13 protein-coding genes are annotated in these 14,740 nt (G+C 66.3%); 3 read left to right on the forward strand and 10 right to left on the reverse strand.

Annotated elements, in window-relative coordinates:
* Positions 1-4: 4 nt before the first annotated feature.
* Together HH302_RS12440 and HH302_RS12445 are read right to left on the reverse strand one after the other, a co-directional pair.
* Positions 5-2,941, reverse strand: a complete 2,937-nt coding sequence (locus HH302_RS12440; RefSeq protein WP_172202469.1) for an EAL domain-containing protein — start codon at positions 2,939-2,941, stop codon at positions 5-7.
* A 92-nt stretch (positions 2,942-3,033) separates the two neighbouring features.
* Positions 3,034-3,435 (reverse strand): DUF488 domain-containing protein, encoded by a 402-nt coding sequence (locus tag HH302_RS12445; RefSeq protein WP_172202470.1) that lies wholly within the window; start codon positions 3,433-3,435, stop codon positions 3,034-3,036.
* 264 nt (positions 3,436-3,699) lie between these two features.
* Between HH302_RS12445 and HH302_RS12450 the strand changes: the two genes are divergently transcribed.
* Positions 3,700-4,314: an MliC family protein gene (locus HH302_RS12450; protein ID WP_172202471.1), complete on the forward strand. Its 615-nt coding sequence runs from the start codon at positions 3,700-3,702 to the stop codon at positions 4,312-4,314.
* Positions 4,315-4,366: 52 nt separating this feature from the next.
* Here the strand turns inward: HH302_RS12450 and HH302_RS12455 are convergent, their stop codons facing one another.
* Positions 4,367-5,407, reverse strand: a complete 1,041-nt coding sequence (locus tag HH302_RS12455) for a S66 peptidase family protein (protein WP_172202472.1) — start codon at positions 5,405-5,407, stop codon at positions 4,367-4,369.
* 135 nt (positions 5,408-5,542) lie between these two features.
* On the opposite strand from HH302_RS12455, the gene HH302_RS12460 reads away from it, so the two are divergent.
* Positions 5,543-6,550, forward strand: coding sequence for a sensor domain-containing diguanylate cyclase (locus tag HH302_RS12460; protein ID WP_172202473.1), 1,008 nt, complete (start codon positions 5,543-5,545; stop codon positions 6,548-6,550).
* An 11-nt stretch (positions 6,551-6,561) separates the two neighbouring features.
* On the opposite strand, the gene HH302_RS12465 is transcribed toward HH302_RS12460, so the two are convergent.
* Genes HH302_RS12465 through HH302_RS12475 form a run of 3 tightly spaced genes read right to left on the reverse strand, consistent with a single transcriptional unit; the run spans position 6,562 to position 8,215 of the window.
* The gene (locus tag HH302_RS12465) at positions 6,562-6,819 is read right to left on the reverse strand and encodes a YkgJ family cysteine cluster protein (RefSeq protein ID WP_172202474.1); all 258 of its coding nucleotides are present in this window, start codon (positions 6,817-6,819) and stop codon (positions 6,562-6,564) included.
* Positions 6,819-7,553: a hypothetical protein gene (locus HH302_RS12470; RefSeq protein WP_172202475.1), complete on the reverse strand. Its 735-nt coding sequence runs from the start codon at positions 7,551-7,553 to the stop codon at positions 6,819-6,821. The genes HH302_RS12465 and HH302_RS12470 overlap by 1 nt, the downstream gene beginning before the upstream one ends.
* Positions 7,550-8,215 (reverse strand): YceH family protein, encoded by a 666-nt coding sequence (locus HH302_RS12475; RefSeq protein WP_172202476.1) that lies wholly within the window; start codon positions 8,213-8,215, stop codon positions 7,550-7,552. The genes HH302_RS12470 and HH302_RS12475 overlap by 4 nt, the downstream gene beginning before the upstream one ends.
* 248 nt (positions 8,216-8,463) lie before the next feature.
* Between HH302_RS12475 and HH302_RS12480 the strand changes: the two genes are divergently transcribed.
* Positions 8,464-10,077, forward strand: coding sequence for a methyl-accepting chemotaxis protein (locus tag HH302_RS12480; RefSeq protein ID WP_172202477.1), 1,614 nt, complete (start codon positions 8,464-8,466; stop codon positions 10,075-10,077).
* A 91-nt stretch (positions 10,078-10,168) separates the two neighbouring features.
* Here the strand turns inward: HH302_RS12480 and HH302_RS12485 are convergent, their stop codons facing one another.
* The 4 genes from HH302_RS12485 to HH302_RS12500 form a co-directional block, all read right to left on the reverse strand.
* Positions 10,169-10,579 carry a phosphate ABC transporter substrate-binding protein gene (locus HH302_RS12485; protein ID WP_172202478.1) on the reverse strand — a complete coding sequence of 137 codons (411 nt, stop codon included), beginning with the start codon at positions 10,577-10,579 and terminating at the stop codon, positions 10,169-10,171.
* 10 nt (positions 10,580-10,589) lie between these two features.
* A complete protein-coding gene (locus HH302_RS12490) occupies positions 10,590-11,834 on the reverse strand; it encodes a hypothetical protein (RefSeq protein WP_172202479.1) in 1,245 nt (414 codons plus the stop codon).
* 160 nt (positions 11,835-11,994) lie between these two features.
* Positions 11,995-13,425 (reverse strand): diguanylate cyclase domain-containing protein, encoded by a 1,431-nt coding sequence (locus tag HH302_RS12495; protein ID WP_172202480.1) that lies wholly within the window; start codon positions 13,423-13,425, stop codon positions 11,995-11,997.
* A gap of 109 nt (positions 13,426-13,534) precedes the next feature.
* Positions 13,535-14,734 carry an ABC transporter permease gene (locus tag HH302_RS12500; RefSeq protein ID WP_172202481.1) on the reverse strand — a complete coding sequence of 400 codons (1,200 nt, stop codon included), beginning with the start codon at positions 14,732-14,734 and terminating at the stop codon, positions 13,535-13,537.
* Positions 14,735-14,740 lie beyond the last annotated feature (6 nt).

Genomic DNA, 14,740 nt, shown 5'->3' on the forward strand with positions numbered 1-14,740 from the left:
CCCGCTACGGCAGCGGCACGACCCCGCGCGTGAGCAGCGCGTCGAGTGCCGCGGCGGGCTCGGGGCGGCCGAACAGGTAGCCCTGCGCCTGATCGCAGCCGGCCGCGCGCAGGAAGCCAAGCTGTGCGCTGGTCTCGACGCCCTCGGCAATCACTTCGAGATCGAGCGCGTGGCCGAGCTGGATCATGGCCTTCACGATCGACTCGCCGTCGGCGCCGCTGAGCATGTCGCGCACGAAGGACTGATCGATCTTCAGCTTGTCCACCGCCAGCTGCTTCAGATAGGCAAGGCTCGAGTAGCCGGTGCCGAAGTCGTCGATCGAGAGCTTCACGCCAAGCCCCTTGAGCACATGCAGGGTCGTCATCGTGGCTTCCATATCCTGCAGCAACAGGGACTCGGTGAGTTCCACCTCAAGGAACTCCGCCGGCAGGCCGGACTCCGCCAGCGCGCCGGTCACGCAGTCGACCACGCTGCCGCGGCTGAACTGCAGCGCCGAGAAATTCACCGCGACGATCGGCGCATGTTCATGCCGGGCCCGCCACGCATTGGCCTGCCGGCACGCTTCGCGCAGGATCCATTCGCCAAGCTGCACGATGTAGCCGCTGCGTTCGGCGAGCGGGATGAAGCGGCCCGGCGCGATCAAGCCCTCGACCGGGTGCTGCCAGCGCACCAGCGCCTCGACGCCGACAATGCGCCCGCTGTGGAGATCGACCTGCGGCTGGTAGTGCAGCAGGAATTCGCGGTTCTTCAAGGCGCCCGGGAGTGCGCCGGTGATGCGCATCTGTGCCAGCAGATCCGGGTTCATGTCGCGCTTGAAGAAGCGGTAGGTGTTGCGCCCGGCTTCCTTCGCGCAGTCGACCGCGGTGTCGGCGCGCTTGAGCAGCGTGTCGAAGTCCTGCCCGTCATTCGGGTACAGGCTCACGCCGATCGAGAAGCTGACGGTCAGCGGGTTGCCGTCGATCGTTACCGGCTCGGCGAACATGTCGTGGATCGCATTCGCGAGGGTGCCGACATCGGTGGCGTCATGCAGCGTCGGCAAGAGAATCACGAATTCGTCGCCGCCCAACCGGCTGATCGTTGCCGCAGCGGGCACGCAATGCCGCAGACGCTCGACGGCCACACCGAGCACCTTGTCGCCGGCCTCATGGCCGAGGCTGTCGTTGATCTGCTGGAAGTGATCGAGATCGAGGTACAGCATCGCGAGCGCCGTGCCGTCCCGCTCGGCGAGCTGCGCGGCCTGCTCGAAGCGATCGCGCAGCAGCATGCGATTGGGCAGCTGGGTCAGCGGATCGAAGTTCGCGAGGAATTCGACCTGCTCTTTGGCTGCGGCGTGATCTGCGCGGGTGCGCAGTGTCACGATGCCGTACGCAAGATCGGTGGCGAGCTCTTCCAGCAGCGATACCTCTTCCTTGTCGAAGGCGTCTCGCTCGCGGGAGTAGATCGTCAGCGCGCCAAGCAGGTGCGTGTTGCCGATCAGTGGCAGGGCGATGCTGGAGCGGTAGCCGCGCTGGATCGCGGCTTCGCGCCAGGGCGCAAGACCGGGATTTGTGAGCACGTCCTGATTGACGCAGGTCTTGCCGGAGCGGATCGCGGTGCCGGTCGGCCCGCGGCCGCGCTCGTTGTCCGCCCAGCTGATGTTCACGCCGTCGAGGTAGCCGTCTTCGTAGCCGGACTGTGCGATCGGTCGCACGCTCTTCGCGTCGTCATGCTCGGCATAGCCGACCCAGGCCATCAGATAGCCGCCGCGATCGACACACAGGCGGCAGACCTCGGCCAGCAGCTTGTACTCGTCGTCGGCGTGCACCAGCGTCGTGTTGCAATCGCTCAGCAGGCGCAGCGCACGGTTGAGCCGGATCTGTGCAAGGTTGCTCGCGCGCAGTTCGTCGGTCATGTTGCCGGCAAGGGTCAGTGCGCGCACGCGCCCGCTTGCCAGCAACCACACGACGAGGGCCAGCAGTGTGCTGCCGCAAGTGCCCGCAATCGCAAGGATGTTGGCGGCCTCGCTCGCCAGCCGGGCCTCAAAGGCGGGCAGCGAACTGACCTGTATTGTCCAGGGCTGACCGAATAGCGGGATCGTCTTCGTCGAGCGAAAGAGTGGTGCAGCCACCGAAGCGGCGTGATGGTCCGAGTCGTACATCAGCGCGGGGGCGTCGACGCGATCGCCGTCATAGATTTCGAGATCCAGCAGCTTGCTGACTTCGCCCTGTTCGGTGCCGAGAATGCCAGCCATCAGGTCGTACATGCGGAACGGCGCGTAGACCCAGCCAAGGTGATTTGCGCGGCGCTCGTCGAGCGTCTGGTGCGGGGCATTCGGGCGATAGACCGGCAGGTACATCAGGAAGCCTGGCTGCACCTGATCCTTGGTTTCCTGTACCAGCGTGACGCGGCCGGAGATCCGCGTGCGTTCCTCGTCTCGTGCGGCGGCCATGGCGGCCCGGCGCACCGGCTCTGCGTACATGTCGTAGCCGATCGCGCGCTGGTTGCGCCAGTTCGCGGGCTCCAGATAGACGATGGCGGTGTAGAGTTCGCGCTCGCCGGCGGGTCGGATGTCGTAGTCCGCAATGCCCGAGGCGCGCACCGCCGCGACATGCCGCGCTTTGTCCTGCGGCGCAATCAGTTGCGCAAAGCCGACGCCCTGGATGCCCGGATATTTGCCTTCGGGCTTCAGCGCGCGGACGTAGGTGATGAACTGCTCGCGCTCGACCTGCGGTGATACGGCAAACAAACCGCTGGCGCCTTCCAGCACCTGCTCGTAGGTGCGCATGCGTCGCTGGATATCGTCGACGATGCCTGCGGCGCGCAATTCGAACTCATCGTGCAGCTCATGCCGGCTCGCTTCCCTGGCGTTGTGCTGCAGCGCATAAGTCAGCGCCAGCCCGAGGACAAGAATGATCCACGGCACGAAGAGCAGGCTGCGGGGCGATCGGTGTTGATCCGACATGTCTCCAATCTAGCAAACCCGGTTTTGCGCAATGCGTCGTGCATCAAGAAAGGCGCCGGGGCTGCGCGGCGTGAGGTGCCGGCGCCCGCGGCTCAACCGTCAGGCGCTTCCGCCAGCAGCGCCCCCTTTTCGGCCAGTAGTTCGCGCAGCACCGAGCGATGGCAGTGGGCTTCGTCCTCGCAATAACAGCCGACCGAGAAGTCGCTCTGGCGCGAGAGCGCGGCGAGCAGGGCGAGCGCGTGGCTCGCTTCGGGCGTATTCATTTCGGCGCGATACTTCTTGATGAAGGCCGCCCATTCGGCCGGCGTCGAGGCTTGCTGGCCGAGCTTCATGGTTTCGACGCTGGGTGCCAGATTGGGGAACCACACGTCGTACCAGTTCTGCGACGCGAATTCAGTCTTCGGCACGCCGCGTGGCGGGCGACGCACGGTGCCGATGCGGATGCCTTCGTTGGCGCCGCGCGGGCTGCCGAGTCTGACGATGCGTACGGCCATGATGCGGCGCTCCCTGGGTTGGCGATAAGCGATCGACGGCATTCTGCGCTGCACTCGCCAGCAAAGTGAAGGTGGCCCGCGCGGGCTTTTGATCCGACAATCCAGCTTCAACGCGAAGACGCGTCGGCTACGCTTGCGATGGCGCGCAACGCAAAACCGATGGCCCCGAAGGGGCTGGTTCGCCAGCCGCATCGTGACAGCATGCAGCGCTCGTTAACAAAATCAGAGCGGGCGACGGTGCCCGCCTTGCGAAAGGAGTCAACGATGTCTTCGACACACGGAAAGGTTCATCTCGGCGCATGTCTGGCGCTGCTGGGTCTCGTTGCAGCGGGCAACGCTACGGCGGCGCAGGGGCCGTCGTTCCCGTGCACGAACGTCAAGGCGGGCAGTATCGAAGCCATGGTGTGCGCAGACACGGGCTTGTCCGCGCTGGATCGAAAGCTGGCTTCGGTCTATGCCGCCGCCACGGCCAAGGCGAAGAACCAGAAGCCGAACACCCTCAAGGCTGAGCAACGCGGCTGGGTGAAGGGGCGCGACGACTGCTGGAAGAGCGACAACGCGCATGCCTGTGTGGAGAACGAGTATCAGCGGCGCATCGCCGAACTGCAGGCGCGCTACCGCCTGGTCGACAGCATCGGGCCGCTGCGCTTCGCCTGTGACGGGAACCCCGCCAACGAGCTGGTCGTGACCTACTTCAAGACCGAACCGTCGACGCTGATCGCAGAGCGCGGTGACAGCAGCTCACTGATGTTCCAGCAAGTCAGCGGCAGCGGCCCCCGCTACCAGGGACGCAATGAAACGCTCGCCGAGCATCAGGGCGAGGTGCGCGTGGTCTGGGGCTACGAGGCGCCGGAGATGGTCTGCAAGAAAGCGAACTGATCCTCGGCGGCAGAACCCGCGGCCGCGCTGCAATCACTGACGGTGGCGGCGCCTAGACGAAGCGTTGCTCGATCTCCGCGGCGCCCTCGGCGTAGCGCACTTCGGCCAGCGCGCCGTTCACCAGCAGCCACTGCGGCGGCATGTGGCCGATGTCGCAGCCGATGATCACCGGGCAAGGCAGATCCGCCAGCCCGGCAACCAGTGCTTCGCGCTGGTTCAGCCATTCCGCGGTGCGTACGTCGCCGGCGCTGCTGCGGCCGACCAGCACGCCCGCAAGCCCGTCGAACCAGCCGGCGAGCTTGAGCCCTTGCAGCACGCACAGAAACTCGCTCGGGCGCAGGTTGCAGTTCTCGAAATACAGGATTGCGCCGGCATCGCCAGCATCCCGCACGAAACGCGGTACATCGCCGCAGGGGCTGCCGGCAAGGTTGCGGACGGTGTCCAGGCAACCGCCGATCAGGCGCCCGGAAAAACGCACCGCACGGCCGGGGTTTACATCCAGCAGCGCGAGCCGGGTGGGGATCTGCGGTGCGAATACACGCTCCGGGTGGATCGTGTAGTCACCCCAGTCGGCTTGCCACGCAGTGGAGCTGCGTTGCGTGAAGCGCCCGCCCGGCGCGGTGGCCAGCGCCGGCAGCAAGCCGCCGATCAGCGGATCATGCTGGCCCGGCACCAGATCCATCAGGCAGGCACCGTGTGCGGTAGCCCAACGCAGCCTGAGGGTCAGGGCCATTAGCAGGGTCGATGTATCGGAGTAGCCAAGCAGCCAGGTTGGCGCTGCGGCATCGAGCGCAGTCCAATCGAGGCGGGGCAGCACTTCGATCGCGAGCTCGCCGCCCCAGGGCGGCATCACGGCGGCAATCTCCGTCGCGAGCAGGCAATGCATCAGCTCGGCGGCGCGATGTGGTGCAGGCGCACTTGCCTGCTTGTGCTGGGTGCGCAGGCAGTGGCCTTCGACCGGCACGAGGCCCTGCTGTCGCAACCAGGCGAGCGCGAGATCAAGCCGGCGATGGCAGTCAGCGCCAACGCCGGACGAGGGAGCGGTCACCGCGACACGCGCGCCGGCGCGCAAGGGGGAGGGATAGCGAATCATGGGCGCCACTCTGCCATGCGAGCGGCGCGGCCGACATGTGCCAAGTCAGGTGAACAGTGCCACCCGTCCTTGCCGCAATCCGCTATAAACGAAGAAGAGGCGGAGCGCATCGGTCGGCCAAACAAAGGGGGAAGGATGTTCTCAACGGGCAAGCTGCTGGAGATCATCGCGATCCAGACCGAAATCGCCCGCCTTGGCGCCGACTTGGGCAGCGTCATGCAACATGCGGTCGAGCGCACGTTGAGTCTGATCGGCGCTGATGGCGCGGCCATCGAACTCGCCGAGGGTGACGACATGGTCTATCGGGCGAGTGCGGGGATTGCTCAGCGCTTTCTCGGGCTGCACCTGGCGCGTGGGCAGAGCCTGTCGGGTGCGTGTGTGGCGCTCGGGCAAGCGGTGCGCTGTGACGACACCGAGCTCGATTCGCGGGCCGACCAGGCCGCCTGCCAGCGCATTGGCCTGCGCTCGATGATCGTGTTGCCGCTGCGATACGGCGACAGCACGGTGGGCGTTCTCAAGGCGATGTCAGCCCGCGTAGCGGGGTTCACGGAATCCGATCAGCGCTTGCTCGACCTGCTTGCCGAACATGTGGCGGCGGCGATGTTTCATGCCGCGAAGTACGACACCGACGCGCTGTTCTACCGCGCCACCCACGATGCGATGACCGACCTCGCCAATCGGTCGCTGTTCATGGACCGCCTGCGAGGGATCGGCGTGCTCGCAGGTCGCGAGGGCATGCGCGCCGGCGTACTGGTGGCAGACCTCAACGGCCTCAAGCAGATCAATGATGGCTTGGGCCACCGCGCGGGCGATGCGCTGATCGTCGAGTTCGCGCGTCGCCTGAAAGCCTGCGCACGCCAGTCGGATCTGGCGGCGCGGCTGGGGGGGGACGAATTTGCGTTGATCCTCGATCCGGTCGATTCGCCCGAGGGCGCAAAGGCCGCCGTCGCGCGGCTCGAGTCCGCGCTCGGCTCGCCGCTGATGTTCGAAGGGCGCGTCATCGAAGTGGGCGCGAGCATCGGCCATGCACTGATGCCGGACGATGGTTGCGACGTCGATGCATTGGTCGACCTTGCCGATCGCCGGATGTATGTCGCGAAGCGCCAGCAGCGTGGTGCGGCGCATTCGGGCCGGACCAACTGACGCCGACGCGCTCAGTCGCCGCGCGTGGCGACTTCCAGGCGGGTCAGATACTGCAGCGCGTGGGCGCGGTCGTCGCCACACATTTCGCCAGAAGGCTGTAGTCCGCCACAGACGGCCGGGCGGCGCGGGTCACCGAAGAGTTTGCACCGCAGCTGCGCATCGAGCTGCACGCAGGGTACGCCGGCCGGCTTGCCCGAAGGCATGCCGGGGATTGCCGACGAGATCGACGGCGCGATGCAACACGCGGCGCAGCCTGCGCGGCAGTCCATCAGTCGGCCTCCGGCTGGTGGCTGACCCAGCCCACCAGATGGTGCTGGCCAGGGCGCAAGACCCAGCCAACACAGCGGAAGGAGTCGCCGCCTGCCAGCGTGAGGCTGCCGTGGTCGCTGACCGTCAGCGTGCCACCGCGCCAGAATCGGCCGAGCAGGGCGTCGAACCCGGTATGCGCGGGAACGAGTTGTTCGTCGGGCGCGTCGATCGCCCGCGCTGACGACGCGATGTCGTGCCAGCTGGCCCATGCGAGTGGTGCCAGCGTGGCGCGCAGCTCGGCGCACCAGGCCGCGCTTTCTTCGTCCGGAGCGAGCTGGCCGAGCACGTTGCAGAACAGGATCGCATGGTCGGCGTAGCGCTCACGCAGCGCGGCAAGCCCGCCCGGCGCAAACGCATCCAGCGTGTCGAAGTGCGGCCTGCTCGCTGCGAGGCGCCGCGCCAGCAGCAGGCGTGCAAGCGGGTCGGGTTCGAGTACGCGGACTTCACGAAAGCGCTGCACGAACGCTTCGGGCAGTGTCCAGCCGGCGCTGGGGCCGACCAGCAACAGCTTGTCCCGCGCCGGCTGCCAGCCGGCCAGCCAACGCGACACACACTCACAGAACGGCTGCCAGGCGCGGCGTCGATGGCGCAGCGCTGTCAGGTGCCAGCGCAGGCCGCCGCTGGCGTGCAGCAGCTGGTTGGCCAGGCGTGGCGCGGCTACGCCGGCCGGCAACTCGTCCGAGGGGCAGATCACGCCGCGTCGTCGGGCGATTCGCCCAGCTTCTCGTACAGGCGTGCGAGCTGCTTGCGCAGCGTTGCCACTTCGTCTTCAAGGCGGGCGACGCGGTCGGCCAGCAAGGGGTCGCGTGCGGCGCCACCGCTCGCGGGGGTCGCGCTTGTCGTGGGCATTGCTGGCGTGCCGGAGAGCAGGTGCGCCCAGCGGTTCTCGCGAGCGCCGGGTGCGCGTGGCAACTCCACGACCAAGGCGCCAGCCGGGCGTTCAGCGAGTTCGGCGAGGAAGGCCTCGACCGACGACACATCGGCGAAGCGGTGCAGGCGTTCGCAGTTGGCACGCAGCTCGGCGGCCGTCTGTGGCCCGCGCAGCATCAGCGCGGTGAGCAGCGCCACCGCTTGCGACGGCACTTGCAGCACGCGGGCGATGTTGTGGCTGTAGCGGCTGACGCGGCCGCCGGAGTTTTCCATGATCAGCGTGTGGCTGCGCAGGCTGTCGAGCGCTTCGAGCACATCGGCGTCGCTGGCGTCGATCACCGGGTCACGGCTGGTCTTCTGGTTACAGCCTGCGACCAGCGCGTTGAGCGAAAGCGGGTAGGTGTCGGGAACCGTATGTTCCTTTTCGACCAGCACGCCGAGGATGCGCGTTTCGAGCAGGGACAAGGGGGGTAGCGGGTGCGACATGCGAACCATCCTGACGGTTAGGGATTCGGATTGTGCCATCGCGCGCAGCGGTGTTCGTTTCTGCCGCTAAAGTTGTTGCAGCATCTGCCGTGAAAGGGCGTAAGCGGTCTGGGAAGGGGGTGGGTGCGCCCGGGCTGTTCGCGTGTCGCCACAGGCGGCGCGCCTTGAGGGCTTTGTCGCGCGGGTGGGGGCCCGGGCGGCAAGCACATGCCTGCCCTGCATCGCTTGATTCCACGACGGACCAAAACATGTCGATTACAAAACGGCTGATGCTGATGCTCGCCATCGCGGTGGCGTCGCTGCTGACGATCGGGGGGATTTCCTTTGCATCGTTCGCGAAGATCCGCGGCGAGGTCAACCTGCTGACGACCAATGCGGCGCCGAGTCTGATGCTGATCGGCGACATCGGAAACAACTACCGCGACCTGCGCTCGCAACTGCTCTCGCTGCTGATGGAGCAGGACGCAGACCTGAAAAAGGCCTTCGCCGAAAAGGCAAAGCTGACCGAAGACGAAGGCGCGAAGCTGATCGCCAAATACGAGCCGCTGGTCAGCGATGAGCAGGATCGAAAGCTCTACGACAAGCTCAAGGCAGACTTCAAGGCGTACATCGATGCCTACCACGCAACCGCAGAGGCGTCGGTGGGCGGCAAGGCAGACGAAGCCACCACGCTGATGTTCAGCAAGGTGATGCCGACGGCGGCGGAGCTGGAGGCGACGCTGGCGAAGATCACAAAGTACAACGGCGACAGCTTCCGCGAATCTGAAGCACGGGTGAACAGCACGCAGCAGACCGCGCAGATGGTGAGCATCGGCGTGAACCTGGCGGCAATCGTGGTGCTGCTGGCCTTCGGCGTGTTCGTGATCCGCGCGGTGAAGATTCCGCTGGCCTCGATGGAGCGAACCGTGGAGGCCATCGAGCGCGAACTCGATTTCACCCGCCGCGTGCCGGTGCGCAGCCACGACGAGATCGGGCTGACCGTGCAGGCCTTCAACCGCCTGCTGGACAAGCTTCAGGCGAGCTTCCGCGAGATTCTTTCCGCCTCGGAGGGCGTGACGCGGCAGGCTGGCGACGTCGCCCACGCGGCGCAGGAAATGCTGGATGGTGCGCGGGTTGCGAGCGATGCGTCGAGCGCGATGGCGGCGACGGTCGAGCAGGTGACGGTGAGCATCAACCATGTGGCGGATCGCGCCAACGATGCGGCGGTCGAATCGCGCCAATCCGGCGAGCGTGCGCAGCAAGGCGAAGGCGTGATCAACGGCACCGTCGGCGAGATCAACGGCATCGCGGATCGGGTGCACGAAGCTGCGCAGAAGATCGAGGTGCTCGCGTCCGAGGCACTGAGCATCAATGCGGTCGTCACGGTGATCAAGGAAGTGGCCGATCAGACCAACCTGCTGGCCTTGAACGCGGCCATCGAGGCTGCCCGCGCCGGCGAGCAGGGCCGGGGGTTTGCCGTGGTGGCAGACGAAGTGCGCAAGCTCGCCGAACGCACCGCGCATTCGACGCAGGAGATCAGCACCTTGATCGGGCGGATCCAGAGCAGCGCCGAGGGCGCGGTGGATCAGATGCGTGGTGTCGTGGATCGCGTCGAGGTCGGAGTCAAGCAAGCGACTGAAGCCGGCACTGCGATTCAGGAGATCCGCAGCAGTTCGGCGCAGGTGGTGAATATGGTGGGCGACATTTCCCACGCCATCCGCGAGCAGAGCGCGGCGTCGACCAACATCGCGCAGCAGGTGGAGCGGATTGCCCAGGTGTCCGAAGAAACCAACGCGTCGGCAGCGCAGACATCGGAAGCAGCCCATGCGTTGAAGTCGCTCGCCAACCAGATGCAGGAGGCGGTCGCGAAGTACCGCATCTGAAACGGTGTCGTCCGAGGGGCCCAGTGCCGGCCCCCGAAAAAGGGAAGGCCCGCAATCTGCGGGCCTTCTTCTTTGTGCTTCGCGACGCTGCTTACGGGAACACAGCCTTCAGCGAACCGTCCATCTGACCCTTCTCAAGGTAGATCAGCACCGAGGGGTCGTCCGCCGCCATCTTCTTGGCTTCCGCCAGCGAGCCGACTTCCTTCGGGGCGCCACCGAGGCCGGTGAACTGGAGCTTGGCGTAGTGGGCCTTGAGCTGGTCCGGTGTCTTGCCAATGATGCCGTTGGCGAACTCATCCTTTGGCGAACCGTTGTAGTCGATGGGCTTGGCGGGGTTGCCGCCAACGCTTTTCGCCTTGCCCATGAAGACATCCGCTACCTGTGCCTTGCTCAGGCCAGCAAGCGGCGACTTCGCGCCAGCGGCGACAACCACCTCGGCATTGGCGACCCACGGCAGACCGGCCAGCAAGGCGGCGATACAGAGCTTTCGCATGCTTGTCATGGTCGGCCTCCTAGAACACGAAATCGAGCGTGGCGGTGTAGAGGTTCACCTTGCCGTCGTAGGTTGTCCCTGCGACACGCGGCCATGAACCACCCATTGCCTTGTTCTCGTACTCGTGCTGCACGAATTCGGCCTGCAGCTTCAATGCCACGTTGCGATAGAAGTCCCAGCGGGTACCGATGGTGATCACCGAGCGATCGGTCGCGAAGCTATCGTAGATGCCGTTCACCGCCGCCGCGAGGCCTTTGACTGACACGGGCGATGCGCTCGCCACGGTGAGCTGTTGGCCCTCGGGCGCCGAGGTGGTGTAGTACGAATAGCCGATGTAGGGCGTCAGCGTCTTCCAGCGGTAAGCGCCGAGCAGCATCAGGCCGGAGGTGTCCGGGATCACCGCGCTGCCGTTGCGGATGCCGTACTCGGCCTGCGCGAACCAGTCGCCCTCGTCGTAGGTCGCGGCCAGGCCAAAGAAGCTGCCGCCCGAGCCCTCGACGATGTCCTTGAACTTCTGCGATTCCTCGGCGCAATTCGCGCAGAGTGCTGACGGTACCGCCGCGAGGCCGTTGGCCACCGCGGTGAGGTTGTCGGCACCTTGCCCGGTGACCTTCAGATTGACGCCGGTGCCGCTGGCACGGAAAGTCCATGGGCCGATGCTGTAGGTGGCGGCTGCGCCGTAGATCGCGTCGGCCTTGAAGTCGAACGCGGCGGTGCTGTACTTCGTGACCCCGCCAAAGGCCTGGACTTGCAGGCGCCCAGCACCGACTTCGCGGCCGTAGATGACCTCGGCACCGTCATGGCGGCTCAGCGGGTAGTTGCCCAGCATCTCTTGCGTATAGCGGGCGGGGATCATCGAGTAGCCGACGTTCTGCGAATCGGACTGCAGGAACACCGGTGTCACCATACGACCAGCGCGTACGCGCCAGTTCTCGTTGATGGTCCACATCACGTTGGCCCATTCAACTTCTGCCTCGTACTTGCCCTCGTTGCGTTGCGCGCCGATCACCTGCAGCACGCCGCTGATGGTGCCGCCGCGGTTGAAATCAAGCTGCACACCGAGTTTGGAATCGATGTCGGTGGCCCATTCATCGGCTTCGACGTTCTTCTGGGTCGGCAGCCGGAATCCGACAGCCTTGTCGTCGGTCATCGAGGCGCCCAAGGTGCCGAAGCCCGAGAACGATAGCCAGTCGAACTGGCCATCTGCGGCGCAGGCCGGCCCGGCGAGCGCCAGCGCGACCGCCGTTGCGATGCGTTTTTTCATGTTTCCCCCTAGATTGATACCGGGCAGCCCCCGCTACCCACTTTGTCCGGCAAGTCCCGCCGGTTAAAGATCCCGAGCTCGCGCCGCTGTGCGGCTTTGCTTGCCGTAACGATTAGCGGCAAGCGCCTGCAAGACTTGAGCGTCGTCCAGGGAGGAAATTTCAGCGGTTGTGCGCGACGCGCCGGCCACCCGCGTTCTTGGCCACGTACATCGCGCGGTCGGCAGCTCTCAGCAAGGGTTCCACGCTGGTGGCGTCATCTGGCGCGAGCGCCACGCCGATGCTGGCGGAAAGGGGAACGCTGACCTCCCCGAGGGCGAGCGGTTGCCCCAATGCGTCGAGCAAGCGTGCGCCAAGGGCGTCCAGTTCGGCGCGGTCGTCCAGATCGCAGAAGACACAGACAAACTCGTCGCCACCCAGGCGGGCCACGGTGTCACCTGCGCGCGCGCAGGCCGCCAGACGCTGCGCCACGGCTTGCAACACGCTGTCGCCCACCGCATGGCCGTAGCGGTCGTTGATCGGTTTGAAGCCGTCGAGATCGACCATGGCGACGCCGACCTTGTGTTTGGCGCGTTGCGTTTGCGCCAGGGCAATCTGCAGCCGGTCGTCCAGCATGCGCCGGTTGGGCAGGCCGGTCAGCGCATCGTGCAGCGCGAGCTGACGCAGCCGGTCTTCGGCGCTGACACGTTCGCTCATATCCAGCAGGGTGACCAGCGGAATCCGCCCCTGCTCGGTGCTCACCTCGCCGTAGCTGAGCGCGACGTGAAAGGGCGTGCCGTCCGCACGTTCGCCGCGCCAGAGGTCGGCATCCTCGTGCAGCGTGTGGTCGACCCGGCGCCCGACGATCTCGTCCGCGTGGCGGCCTAGTATGGTCGTGGCCGCTGCATTGGTTGCGGTGACGTGTTGCCGTGCGTCGAGCAGGCATACGCCTGCTGCGATCTGGTCGATCATTGCCTGCAACTGCTCGCCGCGCAGGCTGGCGGCGCGATAGCGTGCGATCAGCAGCACGATCACCAGCACGAAGTTGCACAGCGCGAGAACGAAGGCGCCGGTCTGGATGCCGCGCAAGACCCGTGTGCGCTCCAGCGATACCGTCTCGATCCGCGTCGTGAGCCGGTTCATCAGGTTGAGCAGTTCGCCCTCGTGGTCGGTCAGCGCCTGCGCGATCCGCTCCCGCGCCGGCGCTGCGCCTTCGAGGCCGAGGCTGCGGATCGTCTGCATGATCGGGCGCCACAGCGTTCGGGCCTGGGTCACCAGTTCGGTCGCAACCGGATCCTCCATGGCCTGCATGCGGATGCGGCGGCCGTCGCCGGCGGTCAGCTCGCCGCCGTCGGCAAAGGTTTGCAGGGTCTCGTCGAACAGCACGGCGGCATCGAGCAATTCGACTTCGCTTGCCGCAATGCGTGAGCCGTCAGGCGCTGAGACGTTCTTCAAGGCCGCCTTGGTCATGCGCTGCGACAGCATCCGCTGGCGCCCGGCGAGGTTGATCTCGATCGAGGTCTGGTCGAGCTCGTGGGCGATCCACAGGTTGATCGCCAGTACGCTGATATCCAGCACGACGAACAGCGCCACGGCGGCGGCGATCGCGGACATTGGATTTCGGCGCAGGGCGAGCAGCAGCATCGGCGGCCTCGCAAGGCAGGGGTAGCCCATGCTACCGCGATCGGCCGGGGCTAGACAGTATTCGCGGCTCTCGGTGTGGCTATTCGGCCCGCAGTGCGTCGAGCGGATCGAGCCGTGCCGCGTGGATCGCCGGTGCCACGCCGGCCGCCAGCCCCACGCTCACCGCCACGCCCTCGGCCAGCAGCGCATACAGCCACGGCACGCTCACCGGCAGCGCCGGCACCGCCAGTTTCAGCAACGCAGCGATGCCGCCGCCCAGCACCAGCCCGGCGACGCCGCCGATCGCCGCGAGCAGCGCCGCTTCGGCGAGGAACAGCCACAGGATGCGCCGCCGTGTGGCGCCGATCGCGCGCAAGAGGCCGATCTCCGCCGTGCGTTCGGACACCGCGATGGTCAGGATCGTGAGGATGCCGACGCCGCCCACCAGCAGCGAGATGCCGCCGATCGCGGCCACGGCGAAGGTCAGCGTGTCGAGGATGGTGCCGAACACGTCCAGCATCTGTTGCTGCGTGATGATCGTGAAGTCCTCTCCGCCGTGCCGGGTCGTCAGCAACTGCTTGATGCTCGCCACGACGTCGTCCACCGGTGCAGTCGGCTCATACACGACGTGGATCTCCATCAGCCCGTCGCGGTTGAACATGTCCAGCGCGCGGCCGACCGGGATGTAGGCGGTGTCGTCCAGATCGAAGCCGAGCATCTGGCCCTTGGGCGCCATGACGCCGACCACGATGTAGCGCTCGCTGCCAACGCGGATACGCGCGCCCAGCGGCTGCTGGCCGGGGAAAAGTTCGCGAGCCACTTTGGCGCCCAGCACCGCGAAAGCGCGTGCGTTGCGCGGATCGTCATCCGGCAGGAACTGGCCGCTCGCCACCTTCATCTGCAGTGCATCGGGGAACCGGTGGCCGACGCCGTACAAGGCCACGCGGCGCGTGCGCTTGCCGAACTCCAGTTCCGCGTTGCCCTGCACCAGCGGATCGGTGACCCGCACCCAAGCTGCGCGGCGCAGCGCGATCGCATCGTCGATCGACAGCGGGCGGGTCGTGTTGATGCCGCCGAGCGGCGCCCCGTGCGTCTGGCTCTTGCCCGGCTGCACTGTCAGCAGGTTGGTGCCGAATTGCGTGAATTCGGCGATGACGAAGTGATGCAGCCCCTCGCCGATTGCCGTGAGCAGAATCACCGCAGCAATGCCGACGGCCACCCCGAGCGCCGACAGCGCGGTGCGCATCCGGTGCGAAGTGAGCGAGCTGAGCGTGAAGCGGGTGAGATCGGCGGTACGCATGCTCAG

Origin of the sequence: Niveibacterium sp. COAC-50 (genome assembly GCF_013184235.1) — a bacterium.
Lineage (GTDB): Bacteria > Pseudomonadota > Gammaproteobacteria > Burkholderiales > Rhodocyclaceae > Niveibacterium > Niveibacterium microcysteis.

Excerpts from the sequence above, each read along its gene's own strand:
- HH302_RS12460 (WP_172202473.1), top strand. The coding sequence starts at position 5,543 with ATGTTCTCAACGGGCAAGCTGCTGGAGATCATCGCGATCCAGACCGAA.
- HH302_RS12455 (WP_172202472.1), bottom strand. The coding sequence starts at position 5,407 with ATGATTCGCTATCCCTCCCCCTTGCGCGCCGGCGCGCGTGTCGCGGTG.
- HH302_RS12480 (WP_172202477.1), top strand. The coding sequence starts at position 8,464 with ATGTCGATTACAAAACGGCTGATGCTGATGCTCGCCATCGCGGTGGCG.
- HH302_RS12445 (WP_172202470.1), bottom strand. The coding sequence starts at position 3,435 with ATGGCCGTACGCATCGTCAGACTCGGCAGCCCGCGCGGCGCCAACGAA.
- HH302_RS12475 (WP_172202476.1), bottom strand. The coding sequence starts at position 8,215 with ATGTCGCACCCGCTACCCCCCTTGTCCCTGCTCGAAACGCGCATCCTC.
- HH302_RS12440 (WP_172202469.1), bottom strand. The coding sequence starts at position 2,941 with ATGTCGGATCAACACCGATCGCCCCGCAGCCTGCTCTTCGTGCCGTGG.
- HH302_RS12500 (WP_172202481.1), bottom strand. The coding sequence starts at position 14,734 with ATGCGTACCGCCGATCTCACCCGCTTCACGCTCAGCTCGCTCACTTCG.
- HH302_RS12450 (WP_172202471.1), top strand. The coding sequence starts at position 3,700 with ATGTCTTCGACACACGGAAAGGTTCATCTCGGCGCATGTCTGGCGCTG.
- HH302_RS12485 (WP_172202478.1), bottom strand. The coding sequence starts at position 10,579 with ATGACAAGCATGCGAAAGCTCTGTATCGCCGCCTTGCTGGCCGGTCTG.
- HH302_RS12495 (WP_172202480.1), bottom strand. The coding sequence starts at position 13,425 with ATGTCCGCGATCGCCGCCGCCGTGGCGCTGTTCGTCGTGCTGGATATC.
- HH302_RS12465 (WP_172202474.1), bottom strand. The coding sequence starts at position 6,819 with ATGGACTGCCGCGCAGGCTGCGCCGCGTGTTGCATCGCGCCGTCGATC.
- HH302_RS12490 (WP_172202479.1), bottom strand. The coding sequence starts at position 11,834 with ATGAAAAAACGCATCGCAACGGCGGTCGCGCTGGCGCTCGCCGGGCCG.